We start from the raw sequence: 16,820 nt of genomic DNA, 5'->3' as shown, positions 1-16,820 counted from the left end.
GAATCGATGCATGAAGTAAAATGGTTGTTTCTCATGTATCCATGAATTGTGTTCACAGATGATTGAGCGTATCCATCTCGCCATAGTGCAAGAGGTTGAAAAACAAGGCTCTTTGACTGCGGCAGCTGATGTGCTGTGCGTCACCCAGTCCGCCCTGAGCCACAGCATGAGAAAGCTGGAAGCCCAACTCGGCACCGATGTCTGGTTGCGTGAAGGGCGCAGCCTGCGCCTGACGCAGGCGGGTCAATACCTGCTGGCAGTGGCCAACCGCGTGCTGCCTCAGCTGGATCTGGCCGAGTCGCGTTTGCAGCAATTTGCTCTGGGAGAGCGCGGCAGCTTGCGCATCGGCATGGAATGTCATCCCTGCTACCAGTGGCTGCTGAAAATCGTCTCCCCATATCTGGCCGCCTGGCCCGACGTGGATGTGGACGTGAAGCAGAAGTTTCAGTTTGGCGGTATCGGTGCGCTGTTCGGCTATGAGATCGACATGCTGGTTACGCCCGATCCGCTGTTCAAGCCGGGTTTGCACTTCGAGCCCGTCTTTGACTATGAGCAGGTGCTGGTCGTGGCTGCGGATCACGCCTTGGCCCAGGTCGACCATGTCAAGCCCGATGATCTGTCTCGCGAGGTGCTGATTACCTATCCCGTGGCCGTAGACCGGCTTGATATCTATACCCAGTTTTTGCTGCCCAAAGGCATTGCGCCCAGGCGCCATAAGACCATAGAGACCACCGACATCATGATGCAGATGGTCGCCAGCGGCCGGGGTGTCGCGGCCCTGCCGCGCTGGCTGGCTCTGGAATATGCCGAAAAGATGGCAGTCGTACCCGTGAAGCTGGGCAGCAAGGGCATAGCCAAGCAAATCTACCTCGGCGCGCGCGAGGCAGAGTTGCATACCGACTATCTGCAGGCCTTTATTGCGCTGGCACGAGCACCTGGTCTGGCTCTGCCGGCTGCCGCATCCGCGCAGGACGACTCTTGAGAAGAGCGGCAGCCGACGGCTGAATAAGCAATAGCGGCTGACTCACATGTTGATGGCCGTCATGCCCGGTGCGGATGCACGGTCGGCTTGCCGTCCGGCTTGCACGCCCCACAGCCACATGGCGCCGCCCGCCAGTAGCGTCAGCACAAACGATTGCTGTGCGCCCCAGTGGTCGATCAGCCAGCCGGCAGCGGCAGCGCCCAGGGCCACACCGCTGGCGAGGCCAGTCAGCAGCCAGGTCATGCCCTCGGTCAGTCGGTTTGCTTGTACCTGCTGCTCCACCAGACTCATGGCCACGGTAATCGTCGGGCCAAAGGTAATGCCTGCCAGCAGCACGGCCAGCGTCAGTGCGGTCAGATTGCTGGCCAGCAACAGGGGCAGGGCGGAGATGGCGACCGATGCCCCGACCCAGACGATCTGGCGGCTGAGCGGCATCTGCAGGCGCAGCGTGCCGAACAGCAAGCCCATGGCGCAGGAGCCCAGCGCATAGAAGGACAGCACCACACTGGCCATGCCGGGCTGACCCTGAGCCGTGGCGAAGGCTACGCTGGCCACATCGATCACGCCCACGATGACGCCTTGTGCCAGCATGAACAGCGCCAGCGTGCGCACCACGGGCTGGCGCAGCATCGACGAAGCCCTGCCTTTTTCCGAGCTGGTATGGGGGCTGACAGGTGGTTCGGTACGGCGTTGCACCACAAACAGGCCTACGCCGATGATGAGGAACAGCGCTGCTGCCAGCGGACCGGCCTCAGGGAATAGCAGCATGCTCAGGCCCACCGATAGCGGCGGGCCGACGATAAAGGCCAGATCGTCGAGCACGCCTTCCAGTGCAAACGCGGTCTGCAACTGAGGCGTTCCACTGTAGATCGCCGTCCAGCGGGCGCGGACCATGGCCGGCATGCTGGGCAGACTGCCGACGGCAGCGGCCAGTGCCAGCAGCAGCCAGTCCGGCCCCTGCCAGTGGGCGCAGGCCAGCAAGGCCAGCATCGACAGCGCACTGCTGGCGGCCGCAAACGGCAGCACCCTGAACTGGCCGTAACGGTCAACCAGCGCCGAGATGCGCGGTGCCAGAACGGCAATCGACAGCGCGAAACAGGCCGACACCATGCCTGCCAGCGTATAGGCGCCGCGCTGCTGCGACAGCATGGTGATCAAGCCAATCCCCGTCATCGACAGCGGCAGCCGCGCCAGCAGCCCGGCCAGCACAAAGCCCGTGCTGCCCGGCGCCGTAAACAGCTTGCGGTAAGCATTCAACATGGAAACCCTTGAATAGATTCATTTGCATACATCGTGTATGCGAGTGACATTCTAGGAGTTTGGGATGTAGCGCGTATGATTGGCATACGCTTTGTATGTGAATATTGCCGGGAGTTCGCAGTGACCCAAGTTCGCCAGAGTCGTGCCAGCATGATCGAAGCCACGCGGGCCAAGCTGATCAGTGCTGCGCGCAGCGCTTTCGCCCAGCATGGCTACGCCCAGGCCGCCATGGACGAGTTGACTGCGCAGGCCGGTTTGACGCGCGGCGCGCTCTATCACCACTTTGGTGGCAAGCCCGGCCTGCTGGCTGCCGTGGTAGCCCAGATGGATGAAGAAATGGACCAGCGGCTGGAGCTAGTGCTGCGGGGCCATGACGATCCATGGGAAGGCTTTCTTGCCTATTGCCGCGCCTATCTGGCCATGGCTCAGGAGGCTGAAATTCGCCGCATTGTGTTGCAGGATGCACGCTCCGTGCTCACCGGCACCGACCAGGGGCAGCAGCACCAGCAATGCATTGCTTTTATCGCCGGTTTTTTGCAGCAGCTCATCGACGAGGGCGTCATCGTGAGCGCAAGTGCACCGGCGCTGGCAAGGTTGCTCAACGGCTGCCTGATCGAAGCGGCTTTCTGGATTGCCGAGGAGGGCGCTCCACCCGAGCGCCTGAACGAGGCCTTGCAGGCGCTGGATTTGATGCTGCAAGGCTGGAAGGCGGCTTGAGCCATTGCCAGAGCCGTGCTGCAGCCATGCCTGCTGTGCTTTGCCTGCAGTAGCCAGAATGAGGATCGTCTTGACTGCCAGGGTATTCTCGAGCCGAGGACATCAGCGATTTTGTGCAAGCGAACAATCCGGAATTTGCAAAGAGTCCGGGCTCGGAGGCTTTACCGGGACCGACGACCGACAGCATTCGAGTCGTCTAAGGTCTTCAGCGCGCTTCAGCGATCGCGCTGATGCAGCAAGTCAGGCAGGTAAGGCGAGATATTGGCGATGGCCCGGGCCATATAAACATCTTTTTCACCCACAGGGGCCACGTAATGCAATGCACTCCTGGCGGCCTCGATCCCCTCGGCACGGGCAATAAGCCAGGCGGCAAGGTATTGCGCTGCCAGGCAGCCTCCTGCGGTAGCCACGTTGCCGTTTGCGAAGAATGGCTGCTCCAGCACGCGAACGCCGGCCTCTTCAACCCAGGGCCTGGTTGTCAGGTCGGTACATGCCATCACGCCATTCAGCAAGCCGAGTTTGGCCAGTATCAGCGTGCCGGAGCACTGTGCAGCAATCAGTTGCCGTGAAGGGTCCAGCCTGAGCTTTGACATGAGGTCGGCATTGCGCGCGACCTCACGCGTTTGCATTCCGCTGCCCACGATGACCGCATCTGCAGCGCCCGCATCCTCCAGAGTGGCCTGGGCTTCGATGACCACCCCGTTCATTGACCTGACGCGTGCGCTCGGGCATGCGATCGACACCCGCCAACCGGGTCGCTTGATGCGGTTGAGTATGCCTAGAGAAATGAGTGAGTCGAGCTCGTTAAAGCCTTCGAAAGTCAGGATTGCGATATGCATTGGGATGTTCCGGATGTGAACTTGTATCAATGCTCATGCTAGAGATGAGGTTCAATACACTCAAATAATTGTCATGGATACAGGTTCTATATGCCGATTGCCCGATACAAGCAGCTAGTGGACCAGCTAGCCTCGGAAATTCGCGAAGGCCGACTGGCACCAGGCACACGCCTGCCCACCCACCGGCAACTGGCATCCCGGGAGGGACTGGCACTGGTCACGGCGACTCGTGTCTATGCCGAGCTGCAGGCCATGGGCCTGGTCAGCGGCGAGACGGGGCGAGGAACTTTTGTGCGCGAAGCAGCGCTGCCACCTGGCCTCGGTATCGACCAGCATGCCACTGCGATAGGCATGCTGGACCTGAACTTCAACGCTCCTGCTCTTCCTGGTCAAGCCGAGTTGTTGCGCTTTGCATTGCGTCAGCTTGCCGCCAGTGGAGATTTGGAGGCACTGCTGCGCTATCAGCCGAACGGAGGCCGGGCCCATGAGCGAGCTGCTATCGCCCTATACCTTGAAAACCGTAGGCTGACGGTTCCTGCCGAACAGGTGCTTATCGTGGATGGAGCGCAGCATGGACTCGCAAGCACGGCCATGGCATTGCTGCAACCGGGCGATGTAGTGGCTGTTGATGCTTTGAGCTACCCGGGCTTCAAGGTGCTGGCGCAACAGCTGAGGCTTGAGCTGATTGCCATTCCGGCAGCTGGTTCGGGGCCGGACCTCGATGCGCTGGAGCTGCTGTGCCGACGCCGCAAGGTACGCGCGGTCTATGCAATGCCGACTCTCCATAACCCGCTTGGATGGGTGATGAGCATCAACCGACGTCATGCATTTGCAGCGTTGATCCGTCGCCATGGCCTGTTGCTGATCGAAGATGCCGCGTATGCGTTTCTTGCTCCGGATGCACCACTGCCCATGGCCGCACTGCTGCCTGAGTCCACGGTATATGTCTCAGGCTTTTCCAAGAGTGTCGCCACGGGTTTGCGGGTGGGCTTTGTGGCTGCGCCGGCGGCCTGGATATCTCGGATAGAACGAGCTATCCGTGCAACGACCTGGAACACCCCCGGCGTCATGACCGCCATGGTTGTGAATTGGCTGAGAGACGGGACTGTTGCCAGGCTGGAAGCTCAGAAGCGAGAGGATGCCCAGATGCGTCAGAAACAGGTGACGCAGGTCTTCAAAGGGCTGCCCTGTATGCGCCACCTCAATTCGTATTTTGTCTGGCTCCCCATGCCGGATGACCTGAGGGCTGATCAGGTCGCGATGGCGCTGCAGACGGCAGGAATTTCCGTGTCAACGGCCGAACCCTTTGCCACTGGCGTGCAAGTTCCGCAAGCACTGCGGCTGGCCTTGGGTTCGGTGCCGCTCGAAAAACTTCGGCATGCCTTGATGCGGGTCAGGCTGGCGCTGGATGGAGCCACGCTGCATTAGAGGATGATGCCCAGAGCTCCTTGTGCATCCGGTTTCGGGGCCGTAGCCAGGGGGTAATGCTGCCGGCCATGGTCACACCGGCCTGAAAACATGGCGTGCGGCGCCTGATGTATCAAGGTTGCACGCGATTCAGGCGCTGGGTCCGGAGACCGGATTACTGGTACTTTTGCTCCAGACCATCCCAGAAATCCTTGTTCACCAGCCGCTGGCGCTCAAGGAAAGGTGCGACGATGGCAGGGTCCTCGTCAACCTTGTGATCGTCGCGCAGCAGGGTCAGGCACTTTTGCATGCCGGCCACAGCGCCTTGAAGTGCGGCATTGGCGTAGAGCACAAAGCCATAGCCCAGCTTGCCCAGTTCGTCGGCGTTGAAGATGGGGGTCTTGCCACCGATGACCATATTCATGAGCTGTGGGGCTTGCAGGCGCTGCGGCAGGGCGCGCACTTCTTCGGCCTGGGTGACGGCCTCGACAAACAGGATGTCGGCGCCAGCTTCCTGAAACTGCTGGGCACGCTCGATGGCGGCTTCGAAGCCGTGGACGGCGGCCGCGTCGGTACGGGCCATAATGAGAGTGCCGCTGTCGCGGCGCGCATCGACGGCGGCCTTGATCTTGCCCAGCATTTCGCCGGTTTCGATCACGGCCTTGCCATTGAAGTGGCCGCAGCGCTTGGGGCTGACCTGGTCCTCGAGCTGAATGCAGTCGGCGCCGGCACGCTCCAGCGTGCGCACGGCGTGGTAGGTGTTGACGGCGTTGCCGAAGCCGGTGTCGGCATCGACCAGCAGCGGCACTTCCACGGCGTCGCGGATGCGGGCCGTATGGTCGGCGATATCGCTGAGACCCATGAAACCCTGGTCGGGCATGCCGAACCACATATTGGTCACGCCGGCACCGGTCACATAGATGGCTTCAAAGCCCAGATCGGCGATCAGCCGCGCCGACATGGCGTTGAATGCACCGGGCACGATGACGCCGCGGCGGGCATCGGCCAGGGCTTTGAGTTGTTGTTTGGGGTTCATGAGATTTCTTGATAAAAAAGACTCTGATGCTTATCTGCCCTGCGCGGCCGGCTGTCAGCCTTGACGAGGCAGGGCGCTGCCTGGCAGCAGCCGCCTCGCGGCCAAGGCTGCGGAGCGGCTCAGGGGGATTAGTCCAGCGAAATATTCGCGTTCTTGATCACGGGCCCCCACTTGGCGCGCTCGGCTTCAAGATATTTGCCGTAGGCCTGGGGCGCTCCGCCCATGATCTGGCCGCCACTGCTTTCGATCATCTGGCGCAAAGCCTTGTCGGTCTTGAGCGCTTCGTTGGCGGCCTGGTTGAGCTTGACCACCACAGCGTCGGGCGTGCCGGCAGGCGCAATCATGCCCAGCCAGTTGTACGACTCGAAGCCCTTGACCCCGGCTTCGTCCAGCGTGGGCACCTCGGGCAGCACAGCCAGACGGGTCTTGCTCGAGACGGCCAGGGCATTGATCTTTTTGGCTTTGATGGAGGGCAGGGCCGAGTAGCCCATCTCGAACATCATGGCCAGATGGCCGCCCATGAGGTCGGTGGCCGCCAGCGAGCCTCCCTTGTAGGGCACATGGGTCAGCTGGGTCTGGGTCTGATAGGCCAGCAGTTCGCCCGACAGATGGTGGGCCCCGCCTACGCCCGAGGAGCCATAGGTCAGATCGCCGGGCTTGGCCTTGGCATGGGCCAGCAGTTGCTGCACGCTCTTGAAGGGCTGGTTGGGAGCCGTGGTCAGAAACAGGGGAGCCTGCTCGATGAGGATGATGGGCTTGAACGCCGTCTTGGCGTCATAAGGCATCTTCTTCATCAGCATGGGGTTGGTGACCAGGGGGCCGGGCGAGCCGAAGCCGAAGGTGTGCCCGTCGTTGGCCTTGGCGATGGCATCCGTGCCCGTCACGCCACCGGCACCGCCGCGGTTGTCGATGATCACGGGCTGGCCCAGCACCTTGCCCAGCGAGTCGGCAATCAGGCGTGCGCGGGTATCGGCATAGCCGCCTGCCGCATAGGGCACGATGAGCTTGACGGTACGGGTGGGCCAGGCATCCGAGCCCTGGGCCAGAGCGGCAGAGGAGCCGCCCAGCAAGGCGGTAGCGGCGGCGCAGGCAGTGGCGCGGAGCAAGACATTTCTACGGGAAATCATGAATCAGCTCTCAGTACTATTTTCAGGCTTCAGCGCATATGGGCCATACGCTGGATGCTATGTTTTCTTCTCAGCTTACTTTTCTTGCATATGAGCTGCCTTGACGATCTCGCCCAGGCGCTTGCGCTCGGCATCGGCAAACTTCACGAATTCCGCACGTGTGCCGCCGACCGGCTCGATGCCCAGCCCCTTGAGCTTTTCGACGGTGGCAGGTTCCTTCATGGCCTTGTCCACGGCGGCTGCCAGCTTGTCCAGAATGGCGGGTGGCGTGCCCTTGGGGGCATGAATGCCGGCCCAATGCGCGATCTGCAGATCGGCAAAGCCTTGCTCCACAGCAGTGGAGAGCTGGGGGTAGGCCGAGATGCGCTGGGTCCAGGTCGTGGCCAGAGGTTTGAACTTGCCCTCGTGAATGATGTGCGGCAGCGCGATGATGCTGGCTTCTGAAGTGCCTTCGACCTGGCCGCCGAGCACGGCCGTGGTGCTCTCCGAACCGCTCTTGTAGGGCACGGGCTGCAGCTTGGCGCCGTATTTCACATTCAGCATCTCGGCCACGAAGTGCGGCGTGCTGCCCGTGCCGGCGGTGGCAAAGTTGAAGCCGGCGCCCTTCTTGGAGGCTTCGACGAAGTCGCGCAGATTGTTATAGGGCGCGTTCTTGGGCACCACGATCACCGAAGGTGCGAGGCCAATCATCACCACGGGCTGCAGAGCATCGTCCTTGAAAGGCATGGTCTTCTTGATCATGCTGTTGGAGATGACGCCGGCCGCGCTGACCAGCAGGGTGTAGCCATCGGGCTGGGCCTTGGCCACGATATCGGCACCTACGGTGCCACCCGCGCCAGGACGATTGTCGATCACCACGGGCTGGCCAAGGATCTTGGAGGCGCCTTCGGCCGCCGATCTGGCCATCAAGTCATTGGCGCCGCCTGCGGAAAACGGCACAACGAGGCGAATCGGACGCGTGGGCCAGTCGGCGGCCTGGGCCAGGCCGGCTGTGCCCAGCACGGAAAGAGTCAAGGCCTGGGCAACAAGATTGCGACGGTTCAAAAACATGGATATCTCCTGGATCCAAATCCCTATTGGTATGGCCCGATACAGCAAGCACTGTGCCAGGCGAATTTGGGGAAAACCCTCTGAATATCAAGTGTTTGAAATCATTGGGGTTTTTGTGATTCTGTGGACTAGCTGCCGGTAGCGGTGTATTGTTTGTATTTCATTGATGAAATAATTGTTTTCATGAGTGAAATAGATGCGATATCGAACGATGGCATCAAACGGATGCCAGCAGCCGGCCAGCCGCATTTGCCGCACATCGTCACCGTAGGCCGCTACCGTGTGGGGCGGGTGCTGGAGCGGCTGGCACAGCCCTGGTCGGGTGAGGCCAGGTTCTCGCATATCTCGGCCTCCTTCGATGATGCGGTGGCCCAGGTGCAGGCGCTCAATCTGCGCCAGCCCATCGATGCCCTGGTGGGGGCGGGAGCCAGTGGAGCCTGGATTCGAGAGCGCGTGGACATTCCGCTGGCCATGGTAGAAGTACGTGGCCTGGATTTGCTGCAGGCGCTGCGCCAGGCCAAGTTGCAGACCACGGAAGAGGCTCCGCGCGTGGGCCTGGTCAACTTCGAGGTGCCGTCGCCCGTGGTGGCCCAGTTCGACAGCCTGTTCGGCCTGGGTCTGGTCCAGATCGCCTATCAAGGTCCGCATGACGCGCCGGCCTGCGTGCAGAAACTCAAGGCGTCGGGCGTTGGTGCCGTGGTGGCGCCGGGCCTGGTGGCCGATCTGGCAGAGCAGGCGGGCATGGCCAGCGTGTTGCTGTATTCCGATATTTCGGTGCGTCAGGCACTCAGCGACGCCATGCTGCTGGCCCGTCATCGACGTGCCGAGCGCGACCGGCATCAACGGCTGGAAACCGTGTTGCACCAGTTGCAGGACGGTGTGGTGGCCGTGGACGAGCGTGGCCGTATTTGCGCGCTGAACCCTCGCATGGCCGCTTTGCTCGGTGCCCCGGTCGAGGCCTTGCACGGCCGTATGCTGGAGGAGGTGGCTCCGGCCCTGGGCACGGCCCGGGCACTGGCGGGTGAGGAGGGGGGAGAAGAGGTGGTGCAACTGGCCTTGCGTACCCTGGTGGTGCGACGTGCGCCAATTGTGGAGAACGGGCTGGTGACCGGCGCTTTGCTGGTCTGCCGCGATCCAGCCGTCATCCAGCGGGCCGATCGCAGCCTGCGCGCCAATCAGCGGCAAAGAGCCGCCGGTGTACGCTGGCGCATTGAGGACTATCTGGGCAGCAGCCCCGCTGCACAGCGCGTGCGACTGCTGGCCAGGCAGTACGCGAACAGCGATGCGACGGTGTTGATCCTGGGTGAAAGCGGGACCGGCAAGGAGCTGGTGGCGCAGGGTATCCACAGTGCAGGACGGCGTGCGGAACAGCCATTTCTGGCCGTCAACTGTGCGGCGCTCAGTGAAAGCCTGCTGGAGAGCGAGCTTTTCGGTTACGAGGAAGGCGCTTTTACCGGGGCCAGGCGCGGCGGCAAGACCGGGCTGATCGAGGCCGCGCATACCGGGACCCTGTTTCTCGATGAAATTGGCGACATGCCGCTGGCGCTGCAATCGCGACTGCTGCGCGTGCTGCAGGAACGCGAGGTATTACGCGTAGGTTCCACCACGCCGATTCCCGTGGATGTGCGCGTGATTGCCGCCACCCATGCGGATCTGGCGGATCAGGTGGAGCGGGGTCAGTTCCGGCGCGATCTCTACTACCGGCTGGCGGTGCTGCGCCTGAGCACGCCTTCGCTGCAAATGCGAGGTGGTGCCGATGTTGCTGAACTGGGCCGCGCCATGCTGGCTCAGCGCCTGAGCGCTGCAAGCGGGTTGCCCCGCGCACTGCATGACAGAGTGGAGCTGCAGCTTGATGCACTGCTGGCCAGGGCTGCGGCGCATGACTGGCCCGGTAATGTCCGTGAACTGGACAACTGGGTGGAGCGCCTGCTGGCCTGCAGCGACTATCTGGACTCAGGCCGGGGCGGCCTTCTGGATATGGCGCGCTTGCTTGAAGTCTTCCCGGAGTGCGCCGACGGCCTGGCTCTGGCCGAGCCTGCTGCGGCCCGGCAGGCACAGCTCAGGGACGCGGGTCGCCTTGCCGAACAGAAGCGATTGCGCGAGGTGCTGGAGTCGGTCGGGGGTGATCAGCGCCAGGCCTGTGAAATTCTCGGCATCAGCCGGGCCACTCTGTGGCGGCGCATGAAGGCTTAGCGGCGTTGCAGCGTGAGGTCCGCCATACGTATGATTTCGGCCAATATCGCGAGTGCATGGCGTGAATTGCGGCAACCGGCGCAACAATCACCAGCAAGCGGAGGTTGGGCTGTGCCTGGGGCTTTCTGGGTGTGAAAGACTGCAGGCTCCGCTGTCTGGTGAGCCGGGTCGAGGCTGGTGCCACAGCCGGGCCTGATGTTTTATCGATTGAGATCGGGAGAGAGACGGGTTATGTCCGACGTGAGCGAGCTTGAGAACGAGAGTGCGGTCTATAGAACCTTGCTGGAGTCCACCAAGGCCATTCCCTGGAAGATCGACTGGGCGACCATGAAGTTCGCCTATATCGGCCCTCAGATCGAGAGCCTGCTTGGTTGGAGCCGTGAAAGCTGGGTCAGTGTCGAAGACTGGGCCATGCGCATGCACCCCGAGGACCGCGAATATGTGGTGAATTTCTGCGTGAGCCAGTCCCAGGCCGGCGTGGACCATGAGGCTGACTATCGCGCGCTGACCAAGGACAACGGCTATGTCTGGATTCGCGATGTGGTCCATGTGGTGCGCAATGCGCAAGGCGAGGCCGAAGCGCTGATCGGCTTCATGTTCGACATCAGCGAGCGCAAAAAGACCGAGGAAAGGCTGCTGAGTCTGCAGAAGGAGCTGGAAGTGCTCTCCTTCAAGGATGGCCTGACCAGCATTGCCAACCGGCGCTGCTTCGATACCAGCTTCGAGCAGGAATGGGAGCGCACGCGCAGCGATGGCAAGCCCCTGTCCATGCTGCTGTTCGATGTCGACTTCTTCAAGCAATACAACGATTTATACGGTCATATCCAGGGCGACAAATGTCTGGTGGATATTGCCCAGACCCTGAGCCTGGCGCTGGACGGACAGCGTGACCTGGTGGCGCGTTACGGTGGCGAGGAGTTTGTGGTGCTGCTGCCCGAAGCCGATGCCGAAACTGCGCAAAAAGTGGCCGAGCGCTGCCAGCGCCTGATCCAGAAGCAGTCCATCGTGCATGCGCTGTCGCCCCATGGCAGGCGGGTCACCATGAGCATTGGTGCGGGCACGGTGCTGCCGGCAGAGCATGATCGACCTGCCGGCTTTATCGAAGCCGTGGACCGGCAGCTCTATGCGGCCAAGAACAAAGGCCGCCACCGGATTGAAAGCGTCATCTTGAGCGCTTGAGCCCTGCCCAGGCCTGCGTGCGGCAGGCGCCCGGCAGGGCAATACCCGGTGTCAGGCCTTCAGCACTTCGCACGGCACCCGTACCCAGCCTTCCATCAGAATGCGGGCACTGCGGCTCATCAAGGCCTTGGTGACCTGCCATTGACCCTGGTCGGTCCTGGCTTCGGCCCCCACACGCAGGGTGCCGCTGGGATGGCCGAAGCGTACGGATTGGCGCTTGCCGCCGCCCGCCGCCAGATTGACCAGCGTGCCTGGAATGGCGGCAGCCGTGCCTATGGCGACGGCTGCCGTGCCCATCATGGCGTGGTGCAGCTTGCCCATGGAAAGCGCCCGTACCACGAGATCGATATCCTTGGCGGCAATCGCTTTGCCGCTGGAGGCTGTGTAGCTTTGCGCGGGAGCCACAAAGCCTATCTTGGGCGTGTGCTGGCGTGTGGCAGCTTCACCCAGATCCTTGATCAGGCCCATCCTGAGTGCGCCATGGGCGCGGATGGCTTCGAACCTGGCCAGGGCGGGGCCATCACTGTTGATGGCATCCTGCAGTTCGCAGCCGGTATAGCCCAGCTCTCTGGCATCGAGAAAGATGGTCGGAATGCCGGCATTGATGAGGGTCGCGGAAAAGCGGCCGACGCCGGGCACATCCAGCTCGTCACTGACATTGCCGGTGGGAAACATGGCAGCTCCGTCCTCACCCTCATCGGCGGGGTCCAGGAACTCCAGGGCCACTTCGGCAGCGGCAAAGGTCACGCCGTCAAGTTCGAAGTCCCCTGTTTCCTGCACCTGACCATCGCGGATCTGCACATGGTTGATGATGGTCTTGCCGATATTGGCTTGCCAGATGCGAATGACGGCCACGCCGTTGAGCGGAATGCGTTCGGCCGGAATCAGACCCATGTGAATGGCGCAGGGGCCGACGGCAGCGCTCAGGTTGCCGCAGTTGCCGCTCCAGTCCACAAAAGGCTGATCGATGGACACCTGGCCGAACAGATAGTCCACATCGTGATCGGCGCTTGTGCTCTGGCTGAGGATCACGCCTTTGCTGGTGGAGGATGAGGCATTGCCCATGCCGTCAATCTGTTTGCCATAAGGGTCGGGGCTACCCAGAGTGCGCAGAAAGATGGCGTCGCGAACAGGGCCGGGCTGCCGGGCCGCTTCGGGCAGATCCTGCAGCTTGAAGAACACACCTTTGCTGGTGCCTCCGCGCATATAGGTGGCGGGAATGCGGATTTGCGAAGTGAGGGACATGGAATGGCAAACAAGGTATTCAAGGCTCAAGTCAGGGCTTGAGTCTTGAATCAGTGAAACAGATGTAGCTGTTGAGGACGAGGCGGAGAGCCGGAAGCCAACGGCCAGCGATGCAGCACCTGGTAGCGTAACTGCTTGCCTGTGCCGGTTCGCTCGACCAGCCGGATCTCATCGATCAGTCAGTCGACGGGATCGATACGCCGAGTGGGCAGGGCATGTAGAGCTCTGTAGCTGATGGTTATATGCGGTCTATGGCCGTCATCTTTGAAACCATGGGATTTCAACTCGGTCTGCAGCGTTGTCAGCAGCTGGTTGAAAGGCTCCGGACGTCCGCGGGTTAGCAAAGACCAGTGAATGCGCTCGCCCTCCTCACCGCGAATGCGGTTGAAGCTGAGCTCGAAGGCCTTCAGCTGCGCCGCTTGCACTGCATTGCCTGCGGCCAGCAAGGCGAGCAGTGCCTCTTGCCCGGAGTCAAAGGGGCCACAGCAGGTTTGGTGCCAGTTATCTGGAGAGAACATGCGCTCGCCCAGGTCCTTATCAAGGCCCAAGGCGCTGATCCGGGCACGCAGGCGATGACGTTCCGGGCTTTGGGGCTGGGTGACAATCAGCATGCGTGCCTGGCTCATAGCTGCTCCTTAGCTCACAAGTTCAGCCGTTGACGCGGAATCGGCTGTGGCGCAACCCGCCAGGAAGTCCTGGGCAAAGCGCTGCAGCACGCCACCGGCTTCGTAAATCGAGACCTCTTCCGCGGTATCGAGGCGACACAGTACCGGCACTTCGGTGCGGGCGCCGGTCGTGCGGTGGATATGAAGTGTAAGCCTGGCCTGGGGGCTACGCTGGCCGATGACATCAAAGCTCTCGGTGCCATTCAACCCCAGTGTGTGGCGGCTCGTGCCGGGCAGGAACTCCAGCGGCAACACCCCCATGCCGATCAGATTGGTGCGGTGGATGCGCTCGAAGCCCTCAGCCAGGATGACCTCCACACCGGCCAGGCGAACGCCCTTGGCTGCCCAGTCACGGCTCGATCCCTGGCCGTAGTCGGCGCCGGCGATGATGATCAGCGGTTGCTTGCGCTGTATATAGGTCTCTATGGCTTCCCACATGCGCATGGTCAGTCCCTCGGGCTCGACGCGAGCAAGAGAGCCCTGGCGCACCTTGCCCTGGTCGTCCACCACCATTTCGTTGAGGAGCTTGGGATTGGCAAAGGTGGCGCGCTGTGCGGTCAGGTGGTCGCCGCGATGCGTGGCATAGGAATTGAAGTCCTCCTCGGGCAGACCCATTTTGTGCAGATACTCGCCTGCGGCCGAGTCCATCAGGATGGCGTTGGAGGGCGAGAGGTGGTCGGTTGTGATGTTGTCGGGCAATATGGCCAGAGGGCGCATGCCGCGCAAAGTGCGCTCGCCCGCGAGGGCTCCCTCCCAGTAGGGTGGGCGGCGGATATAGGTGCTTTGCGGGCGCCAGTCATACAGTGCCTCGACCTTCTCGCCCTGGTCTGCGCGGATGGCAAACATGGGCTCGTAGACCGAGCGGAACTGCTCGGGTTGGACGGCAGCCTTGGCCACGGCGTCGATTTCCTCGTCGCGGGGCCAGATGTCCTTCAAGCGGATTTCGCGGCCCTGGAAGACGCCCAGCACATCGTTCTCGATATCGAAGCGCATGGTGCCCGCAATCGCATAGGCCACGACCAGCGGAGGCGAGGCGAGAAAGGCCTGTCTGGCATAGGGGTGGATGCGGCCATCGAAGTTGCGGTTGCCCGAGAGCACGGCCGTGGTGTAGAGATCTCGGTCGATGATCTCTTGTTGAATCACGGGGTCCAGAGCGCCGCTCATGCCGTTGCAGGTGGTGCAGGCAAAGGCCACCACGCCAAAGCCCAGCGCTTCCAGGTCATGTAGCAGACCGGCTTGTTCCAGATACAGGGGCACGGTCCTGGAGCCGGGAGCCAGGGAGGTCTTGACCCAGGGCTTGCGCTCCAGGCCCAGATTGCGCGCATTGCGCGCCAGCAGGCCGGCCGCGATCACATTGCGTGGGTTGCTGGTATTGGTGCAGCTGGTAATGGCTGCAATGATGACGGCCCCATCGGGCATCAGCCCTTCGGCCTGCGTCCACTCACCGGCAATACCTCTTGCTGCAAGCTCGCTGGTTGCCAGGCGGGCGTGTGGATTGGAAGGGCCGGCCATATTGCGCACCACGCCGGACAGATCAAAGCTCAGTGTACGTTCGTATTCGGCACTTTCCAGGCTATCTGCCCACAGACCTGCCTGTTTGGCGTAGTTCTCGACCAGTTGCACCTGCTCGGGCTCGCGCCCCGTCAGGCGCAGATAGTCGATCGTCTGTTCGTCGATCGCAAACATGGCCGCCGTGGCACCATATTCGGGTGCCATATTCGAGATGGTGGCGCGGTCGCCGATCGAGAGGCTGCGTGCGCCTTCACCATGGAACTCCAGATAGCTTCCCACCACTTTTTGCTGACGCAGGAATTGGGTCAATGCCAGCACGATGTCAGTGGCAGTGATACCGGCCTGCCTCCTGCCAGTGAGTTGCACGCCAACGATTTCGGGCAGGCGCATCCACGATGCACGGCCCAGCATCACGTTCTCGGCTTCGAGCCCGCCCACGCCCACGGCGATCACTCCCAGTGCATCGACATGTGGTGTGTGGCTGTCGGTACCTACCAGAGTATCTGGGAATGCTTCACCATCGATAGCATGGATCACAGGGCTCATACGCTCCAGATTGATCTGGTGCATGATTCCGTTGCCTGGCGGAATCACCTCCACATTCTTGAAGGCCTGTTTGCACCACTCGATGAAATGAAAGCGGTCCTCATTGCGCCGATCTTCGATGGCGCGGTTTTTTTCAAATGCTTGAGGATCGTAGCCGCCGCATTCCACGGCTAGCGAATGGTCCACGATCAGTTGAACGGGCACCACGGGGTTGACCGCGGCTGGGTCGCCTCCTTGCTCGGCAATTGCATCGCGCAGGCCGGCCAGATCGACGAGAGCCGTCTGGCCCAGGATGTCATGGCAGACCACACGCGCCGGAAACCAGGGAAAATCGCGTTCGCGCTTGCGTTCAACGATTTGCCTGAGGTACTCGGTCAGGTGGGCCGGATCGCTGCACCGCACCAGGTTCTCGGCATGGACGCGACTGGTATAGGGCAGTGTGGTCCAACTGCCGGGGCGGATGGCTTCCACAGCGGACCGGGCGTCGAAGTAATGCAGCGCAGTGCCGGGCAAGGGTTTACGGTGGGGGTGGTGAGTCATTGTCTCGGGGATTCTTTTAGTAGTCTCAATAGGCCAGAGCCGAGCGTGAGGCTTCTGCGTTGCCGGCGCTGTGGCAGTGCGGGGATTGTGAAAGGGCTGCAGGCAATGGTGAAGGCATCGGCGCTTGGCTTGTCGGCTGCATGGTGGGCTGTGTACCCAGTGCGAGTTGGAGCCGGGCCTGCGACACGCGCAGCAACTGCTCGCAAAGCTGCGTGCTGGCAGTCTGCATCTGGCGTTGCCGCGCCAGATGGCCAGCCAGCAGGCTGCTCAGCAAGCGAGCCTCGGCCACCTGGGCTGCACTCAGGCAGGTCACGCTCATGCCGCGCCGGGGCTGTGCGCTCAGCAGTCCTTCATGGCACAGCAGCTTCATGGCCTCGCGCACAGGAGTGCGGCTCACGCCAAACTCCTGGGCCAGTGCTCCGTCGTTGATGTCCGATCCGGGCGGCAACTGATGGCTCAGAATGCGCTCGCGCAGCTTGTCGGCGATGGCAATGCACAGGGAATGGGCTTGCATGGGCTGGG

14 protein-coding genes are annotated in these 16,820 nt (G+C 62.0%); 5 read left to right on the top strand and 9 right to left on the bottom strand.

The features are described 5' to 3' along the window. Positions 1-58: 58 nt before the first annotated feature. Complete coding sequence (locus AAIL66_RS11985) at positions 59-982, top strand: LysR family transcriptional regulator (protein ID WP_034360133.1); 924 nt, start codon at positions 59-61, stop codon at positions 980-982. 42 nt (positions 983-1,024) lie between these two features. Here AAIL66_RS11985 and AAIL66_RS11980 read toward each other — a convergent pair whose 3' ends face one another. Then, positions 1,025-2,242: an MFS transporter gene (locus AAIL66_RS11980; RefSeq protein WP_034360135.1), complete on the bottom strand. Its 1,218-nt coding sequence runs from the start codon at positions 2,240-2,242 to the stop codon at positions 1,025-1,027. A 150-nt stretch (positions 2,243-2,392) separates the two neighbouring features. Here AAIL66_RS11980 and AAIL66_RS11975 point away from each other — a divergent pair, with 150 nt between their 5' ends. Continuing rightward, complete coding sequence (locus AAIL66_RS11975) at positions 2,393-2,959, top strand: TetR/AcrR family transcriptional regulator (protein WP_034360137.1); 567 nt, start codon at positions 2,393-2,395, stop codon at positions 2,957-2,959. A 215-nt stretch (positions 2,960-3,174) separates the two neighbouring features. Here the strand turns inward: AAIL66_RS11975 and AAIL66_RS11970 are convergent, their stop codons facing one another. Continuing rightward, positions 3,175-3,798 carry a DJ-1/PfpI family protein gene (locus AAIL66_RS11970; protein ID WP_343496827.1) on the bottom strand — a complete coding sequence of 208 codons (624 nt, stop codon included), beginning with the start codon at positions 3,796-3,798 and terminating at the stop codon, positions 3,175-3,177. Between the two features lie 90 nt (positions 3,799-3,888). On the opposite strand from AAIL66_RS11970, the gene AAIL66_RS11965 reads away from it, so the two are divergent. Further along, entirely contained in the window at positions 3,889-5,226 is a 1,338-nt protein-coding gene (locus AAIL66_RS11965; RefSeq protein ID WP_343496826.1) for a PLP-dependent aminotransferase family protein, read from the top strand. Positions 5,227-5,380: 154 nt separating this feature from the next. On the opposite strand, the gene AAIL66_RS11960 is transcribed toward AAIL66_RS11965, so the two are convergent. The 3 genes from AAIL66_RS11960 to AAIL66_RS11950 all read right to left on the bottom strand — a co-directional run bounded on the left by AAIL66_RS11960 (position 5,381) and on the right by AAIL66_RS11950 (position 8,418). Then, complete coding sequence (locus tag AAIL66_RS11960; protein WP_343496825.1) at positions 5,381-6,241, bottom strand: isocitrate lyase/PEP mutase family protein; 861 nt, start codon at positions 6,239-6,241, stop codon at positions 5,381-5,383. Positions 6,242-6,369: 128 nt separating this feature from the next. Beyond that, positions 6,370-7,368 carry a tripartite tricarboxylate transporter substrate binding protein gene (locus AAIL66_RS11955; RefSeq protein ID WP_343496824.1) on the bottom strand — a complete coding sequence of 333 codons (999 nt, stop codon included), beginning with the start codon at positions 7,366-7,368 and terminating at the stop codon, positions 6,370-6,372. Between the two features lie 75 nt (positions 7,369-7,443). Beyond that, entirely contained in the window at positions 7,444-8,418 is a 975-nt protein-coding gene (locus AAIL66_RS11950; protein ID WP_034396738.1) for a tripartite tricarboxylate transporter substrate binding protein, read from the bottom strand. A gap of 183 nt (positions 8,419-8,601) precedes the next feature. Between AAIL66_RS11950 and prpR the strand changes: the two genes are divergently transcribed. After that, positions 8,602-10,611, top strand: a complete 2,010-nt coding sequence (prpR, locus tag AAIL66_RS11945; RefSeq protein ID WP_343496823.1) for a propionate catabolism operon regulatory protein PrpR — start codon at positions 8,602-8,604, stop codon at positions 10,609-10,611. Positions 10,612-10,842: 231 nt separating this feature from the next. Further along, on the top strand, positions 10,843-11,790 hold the full coding sequence (locus tag AAIL66_RS11940) for a sensor domain-containing diguanylate cyclase (protein WP_034360149.1): 948 nt from the start codon (positions 10,843-10,845) through the stop codon (positions 11,788-11,790). A 51-nt stretch (positions 11,791-11,841) separates the two neighbouring features. Here AAIL66_RS11940 and prpF read toward each other — a convergent pair whose 3' ends face one another. From prpF to AAIL66_RS11920, 4 genes are all read right to left on the bottom strand, one after another. After that, complete coding sequence (prpF, locus tag AAIL66_RS11935) at positions 11,842-13,035, bottom strand: 2-methylaconitate cis-trans isomerase PrpF (RefSeq protein ID WP_343496822.1); 1,194 nt, start codon at positions 13,033-13,035, stop codon at positions 11,842-11,844. 179 nt (positions 13,036-13,214) lie between these two features. Continuing rightward, positions 13,215-13,661, bottom strand: a complete 447-nt coding sequence (locus AAIL66_RS11930) for a 2'-5' RNA ligase family protein (protein ID WP_343496821.1) — start codon at positions 13,659-13,661, stop codon at positions 13,215-13,217. 9 nt (positions 13,662-13,670) lie between these two features. Next, complete coding sequence (gene acnD / locus AAIL66_RS11925) at positions 13,671-16,298, bottom strand: Fe/S-dependent 2-methylisocitrate dehydratase AcnD (RefSeq protein ID WP_343496820.1); 2,628 nt, start codon at positions 16,296-16,298, stop codon at positions 13,671-13,673. A 25-nt stretch (positions 16,299-16,323) separates the two neighbouring features. Next, entirely contained in the window at positions 16,324-16,812 is a 489-nt protein-coding gene (locus AAIL66_RS11920; RefSeq protein ID WP_233425227.1) for a GntR family transcriptional regulator, read from the bottom strand. Positions 16,813-16,820 lie beyond the last annotated feature (8 nt).

It is taken from the genome of Comamonas sp. F1-6 (assembly GCF_039581415.1).
Taxonomy (GTDB): domain Bacteria; phylum Pseudomonadota; class Gammaproteobacteria; order Burkholderiales; family Burkholderiaceae_C; genus Comamonas; species Comamonas thiooxydans.
This window is presented reverse-complemented; position numbering and strand designations above follow the sequence as displayed.